Source organism: Halomonas sp. ND22Bw, from assembly GCF_003011945.1.
Lineage (GTDB): Bacteria > Pseudomonadota > Gammaproteobacteria > Pseudomonadales > Halomonadaceae > Halomonas > Halomonas halophila.
Genome location: NZ_PXWD01001716.1, coordinates 1 through 238, shown reverse-complemented (window position 1 = coordinate 238; position 238 = coordinate 1). Strand labels below are relative to the sequence as shown.

At 66.8% G+C, this 238-nt stretch carries 1 protein-coding gene; it reads right to left on the bottom strand.

The window, feature by feature from the left end; genetic code table 11:
* Nucleotides 1-225: hypothetical protein (locus tag CVH10_RS27125; RefSeq protein WP_219925104.1), on the bottom strand; the 225-nt coding region annotated here is incomplete at its 3' end.
* Nucleotides 226-238 lie beyond the last annotated feature (13 nt).

The window sequence follows — 238 nt, the reverse complement described above, 5'->3', positions numbered from 1 at the left end:
CACACAAGCCGACAGAACCAGGAACAGGCCCACGACGGACATCAAGGTCGGATGGCGGGTGGACGCCGAGGCGATCAGGAACGCGGCCCCGGCGAGGAGGCGGAGCATCATCTCACCGATATGAACGCCCGGCGACCCACCGAGCCGGGCGAGAGCGGCCAAGGCCAGCCGTGGCCGGGCAAGCATAAATACGCCCAGCCCGACGAGCCAGACTCCGACAAGCACGACGAAGCCTCTT